At 69.1% G+C, this 4106-nt stretch carries 4 protein-coding genes; 3 read left to right on the top strand and 1 reads right to left on the bottom strand.

Features of this window, described 5'->3' with window-relative positions; translation table 11 throughout:
* Positions 1–1836: tetratricopeptide repeat protein (locus tag ACFV4N_RS40635; RefSeq protein WP_499678020.1), on the top strand; the 1836-nt coding region annotated here is incomplete at its 5' end.
* Here the strand turns inward: ACFV4N_RS40635 and ACFV4N_RS40630 are convergent.
* Complete coding sequence (locus tag ACFV4N_RS40630) at positions 1794–2378, bottom strand: LOG family protein (RefSeq protein WP_499678019.1); 585 nt, start codon at positions 2376–2378, stop codon at positions 1794–1796. The two genes, ACFV4N_RS40635 and ACFV4N_RS40630, sit on opposite strands and share 43 nt — an antisense overlap.
* Before the next feature lie 65 nt (positions 2379–2443).
* Here ACFV4N_RS40630 and ACFV4N_RS40625 point away from each other — a divergent pair, with 65 nt between their 5' ends.
* The gene (locus tag ACFV4N_RS40625; RefSeq protein ID WP_499678018.1) at positions 2444–3400 is read left to right on the top strand and encodes a nucleoside hydrolase; all 957 of its coding nucleotides are present in this window, start codon (positions 2444–2446) and stop codon (positions 3398–3400) included.
* A gap of 323 nt (positions 3401–3723) precedes the next feature.
* Positions 3724–4106: DUF6355 family natural product biosynthesis protein (locus ACFV4N_RS40620; RefSeq protein ID WP_499678017.1), on the top strand; the 383-nt coding region annotated here is incomplete at its 3' end.

Here is a 4106-nt window from a genome sequence, read left to right as displayed (position 1 = left end):
AATTCCGAACCAGCAGACCCCCGCGAGGTTCTGGAAACCTTCCTCCTCGATCTCGGGGTGCCGCCCGCGGACATCCCGGCGACGGCGGACCGTCGAGCCGCGCTCCTGCGGACGCGGCTCGACCGGACGCGTGCCTTGCTGCTCCTGGACAACGCATCCGACACACAGCAGGTGCGCCCCGTCCTCCCGGGAGCGCCGGGGTGCCTGGTGATCGTCACGAGCCGTCGGCGGCTGTCCGGTCTCGCGGTGCGGGAAGGCGCCCGGTGCCTCACCGTGCCCTCGTTCACCTCCGATGAGGCGGTGGACCTGCTGCGCGAGACGATCGGTCCCGAACGAGTGAACAGCGAACTCACCGCAGCGCACGACATCGCCGGATTGTGCGCGCACCTGCCGTTGGCGATCCGGGTCGCCGCGGAGCGGATCAGCGCTCACCCGCACGTGACGCTGGGCGAGCTGGCGAGAGAGCTGTCCGCGATCGACAAGCGCCTGGACGTCCTGTCACAGGAGGACGAGGCGGTGCGCGCGGTGTTCTCCTGGTCCTATCGCGCGCTGGGCAATGATGCGGCCAGGCTGTTCCGGCTGCTCGGTCTGCACCCCGGTGACCGGTTCGGCGCCGACGCGGTCGCGGCGTTGTGCGGGATGGGACCCCACAGCGTGGTGCCGCTGCTCAGGCAACTGGCCTCCGTGCATCTGATCGACGAAGTCGGCCAGGACCGCTTTCGCCAGCACGACCTGCTCAAGGCCTACAGCGTCGAGCTGGTCCGCGCCGAGGAGGCCGAGGACCACCGTGCCGCGGCCGTGACCAGGCTGGTCGACTGGTATTTGCACACCGCCTACCGGGCCAACCACGCCTTGGCCCCCCAGCGCCGCGATCCCGAGCTGGAACCCCCGACCGACGGGGTGCCGTCGTCACCGGGTGGCTTTACCTACGAGCAGGCACTCGCGTGGTGCGAGGCGGAGCTGCCCAACCTCGTCGCGGTGACCCGGCTGGCGCACCAGAGCGGCCTGTACCGACAGGCGTGGCAGCTGCCGGTCGGGTTGTGGAACTACTTGTTCCTGTGCAAGCCGTGGACCGCGTGGATCACCTCTCACACCACCGGGCTGGCCGCCGCCGAGGCAGACGGGGACGTGTTCGGCCAGGCGTGGGTGCTCAACAACCTGGCCCACGCCCACCGCGAGCGCCAGGAGTACGACCTGGCCGGTCGTGAGCTGGAGCGGGCGTTGGCCCTGCGTCGCGAGATCGGAGACGAGACGGGTCAGGCGTGGACGTTGACCGGCACCGGCTACCTGGCGGCCGAGCGGGGGCGGCGGGATGAGGCGGTGCGGCTGTTCGGTGAGGCGGTGACATTGTTCCGCGGTGTCGAGGACCGTCACGGCGAGGCCATCGCCTCGGCGAGTCTCGGTGAGGCGATGCGGCGTTCCGGCCGTGACGAGGAAGCGCTGCACCACCTGGGCAGGTCTCTGGAGATCATGCGCGACACGGCCGACCGCTACGGCGAGGGCTTCGCCTTGACCAAGCTCGGCACCACGCTGCACGATCTGGGCCGCTACCAGGAAGCCCTCGACCAGTTCGACCTCGCGCTGGAAACCCGCCGGCAGGTGGGTGACCGTTGGGGCGAGGCCGAGACCCTGGTCAGTCGCGGTCACGCGCTGGCCGCGCTCGGCCACCGACAGGACGCCCGGGTCTCATGGCACAGGGCGCTGGCCATCCTCGACGAGCTCGACGACCCGCGCGCGAACGATGTACGCGATCACTTGGATGCAGTGGGATACGACGTGCCGGATCCCCGCGGTCACGAGCTCAACGCCTCGTCGGCGTCCGCCGACCAGGTGTAGCCCGGCGGGCGGTAGTCGGCGAAGCGGTCCAGCAACCGGTCCAGGTCGTCGTCCACCAGCAGCATCTCCCGGTACGCGGGCCTGACGAACCCCTCGGCCACCATGTGGTCCACCATCGCCACCAACGGGTCGAAGAACCCCTCCACGTTGAGCACCCCGACCGGCTTGGCGTGCACCTTCAACTGCGCCCACGTCCACGCCTCGAACAACTCGTCCAACGTGCCCGCCCCACCCGGCAACGCCACCACCGCGTCCGACAACGCGGTCATCACCGCCTTGCGCTCGTGCAGACCGGGCACGACGCGCAACTCGGTCAGCCCCTGGTGCGCCACCTCCCACCCCACCAGCGACTCCGGGATCACCCCGATCACCCGACCACCGGCCGCCAACGCCCCGTCGGCCACCGCGCCCATCGTCCCCACCCGAGCCCCGCCGTACACCACCTCGATCCCCCGCCCCGCCAACGTCGCACCCACCCGCCGAGCCGCCGACAGGTACTTCTCCGAAGCGCCGGAGGAACCGCAGTAGACACACACCCGCATGGCCTCGAACCTAGGCGCACACCGCTCGAACGAGTGATGGCGACACTCCCGACGAACCTGATTGGGTGAAGCACGTGCGCATCGTCCTGGACACCGACCCCGGCATCGACGACGCACTGGCGATCCTCTACCTCGCCGCCCAACCCCAAGCCGAGATCGTCGCCGTGGGCAGCGTCCACGGCAACGTCCCTGCACCCCAAGCCGCCGACAACGCCCTGAGAGTCCTCGAACTCGCCGGCCTGGACACCGTGCCCGTGGCAGTCGGTGCCCGTCGCCCCCTGGCCCAACCGCTGCACACCGCCGAATTCGTCCACGGCCACGACGGCCTCGGCGGCCATGCAGGCCCCGCCCCCAGAGGCCGACCGATCCCGGAATCCGCAGCCGAACAACTCGTCCGCCTCGCCCGACAACACCCCGGCGAACTCACCCTGCTCGCCCTCGGCCCGCTGACCAACATCGCTCTGGCCCTGCTGCTCGAACCCGAACTTCCCCAGTTGCTGCGCTCCGTCGTCGTCATGGGCGGTTCTCTCACCGCTCCCGGCAACATCACCCCCTCAGCCGACGCCAACGCCTGGCACGACCCCGAGGCCACCGACCTCGTCCTGGGCGCCGGGTTCCCCCTGACCCTCATCGGCCTCGACGTCACCGAAACCGCCCGCGCCGACCAGACATGGCTGAACCGACTGGCCGCAATCGACACCCCTCGCGCCCACTTCGCCACCAACATCATCGGCCACTACGCCGACTTCTACGCCACCATGTTCGGCCGCCGCGAAGTCACCCTGCACGACCCCCTCGCCGCCGCCATCACCCTCGACCCCGACCTGGCCACCTACCGCCGCCTCGCCGTCGGCGTCGAACTCACCGGCACCCACACCCGCGGCCGACTCATCGCCGACCTGCGCCCCATCCTCACCACCACCCACATCGAAAGCCCCCTGGCAGACCGCCACCCCGTCGACGTCGCCCTCACCGCCGACGCCGACACCTTCCTCACCAGGCTGCTCGAAGCACTCAGCTAACCAACCACGGCTCCTGCCTTCACGTGGCCCGCCATCACCGCTACACGTGCTCCTCGACCAGCACGCCACGAATCGTTCGCAAACACAGTGCCGTCATGACCAGGACAGACGATCAAAGACGTCCTGTTGGAACCAGGTACTGCAGAGCAGTCCTGCTGCTCCGCTGCGCTCCGCATCGCCAAGGGCCGTTGACGAAACCGCTTACCTCGCCGGCACCGGAGCCTGAGCCCGTATTCTTTCCTATTCGAATACCCGAAAAACCTACCGAAGTGGCAGAACCAGCAGGACGCTGGTGATCACCCTATTCATCGGGAGCGATCACCATGACCACTACTTTCCTGCAGAACACCGGCGTGCGCCGCGCCCTGATCACGACTGTGACCGTGCTCGCAGGTTTCCTCGACCCGCTTCCGCTCCAAGCTGTCGACCAGCCCCCGCCAGTACCCAGGGGTTGCGGCTTCCAGCGCGTCAGCGCCAGCCAGCACGGCGGGGCGTCCGCGCTATACGTGCACTGCACCGCCGCATTCATCCTGATCCGGGTCGACACCACCGCAGGCAGCCACCACCGGTGCGTCGAGCCCTGGGGCACGATGCGGTTCTACCCACGCGAACACGTCACCAACGCCTACTACGTACAAACTCCGCCCAGGCTGCTGACCGCCTCGGACGGCAGCCGGATCTGCGCCCTGTCCCAACCTCCGGTCTG

This window comes from Actinosynnema sp. NPDC059797 (genome assembly GCF_042732085.1).
GTDB lineage: Bacteria > Actinomycetota > Actinomycetes > Mycobacteriales > Pseudonocardiaceae > Actinosynnema.
Note: the sequence above shows the minus strand (reverse complement) of the source record. Positions and strands in the feature narration are given on the sequence as shown.

What these genes read in the sequence shown, in the direction of transcription:
- ACFV4N_RS40630 (WP_499678019.1), bottom strand. Translation starts at nt 2,378, where the DNA reads ATGCGGGTGTGTGTCTACTGCGGTTCCTCCGGCGCTTCGGAGAAGTAC.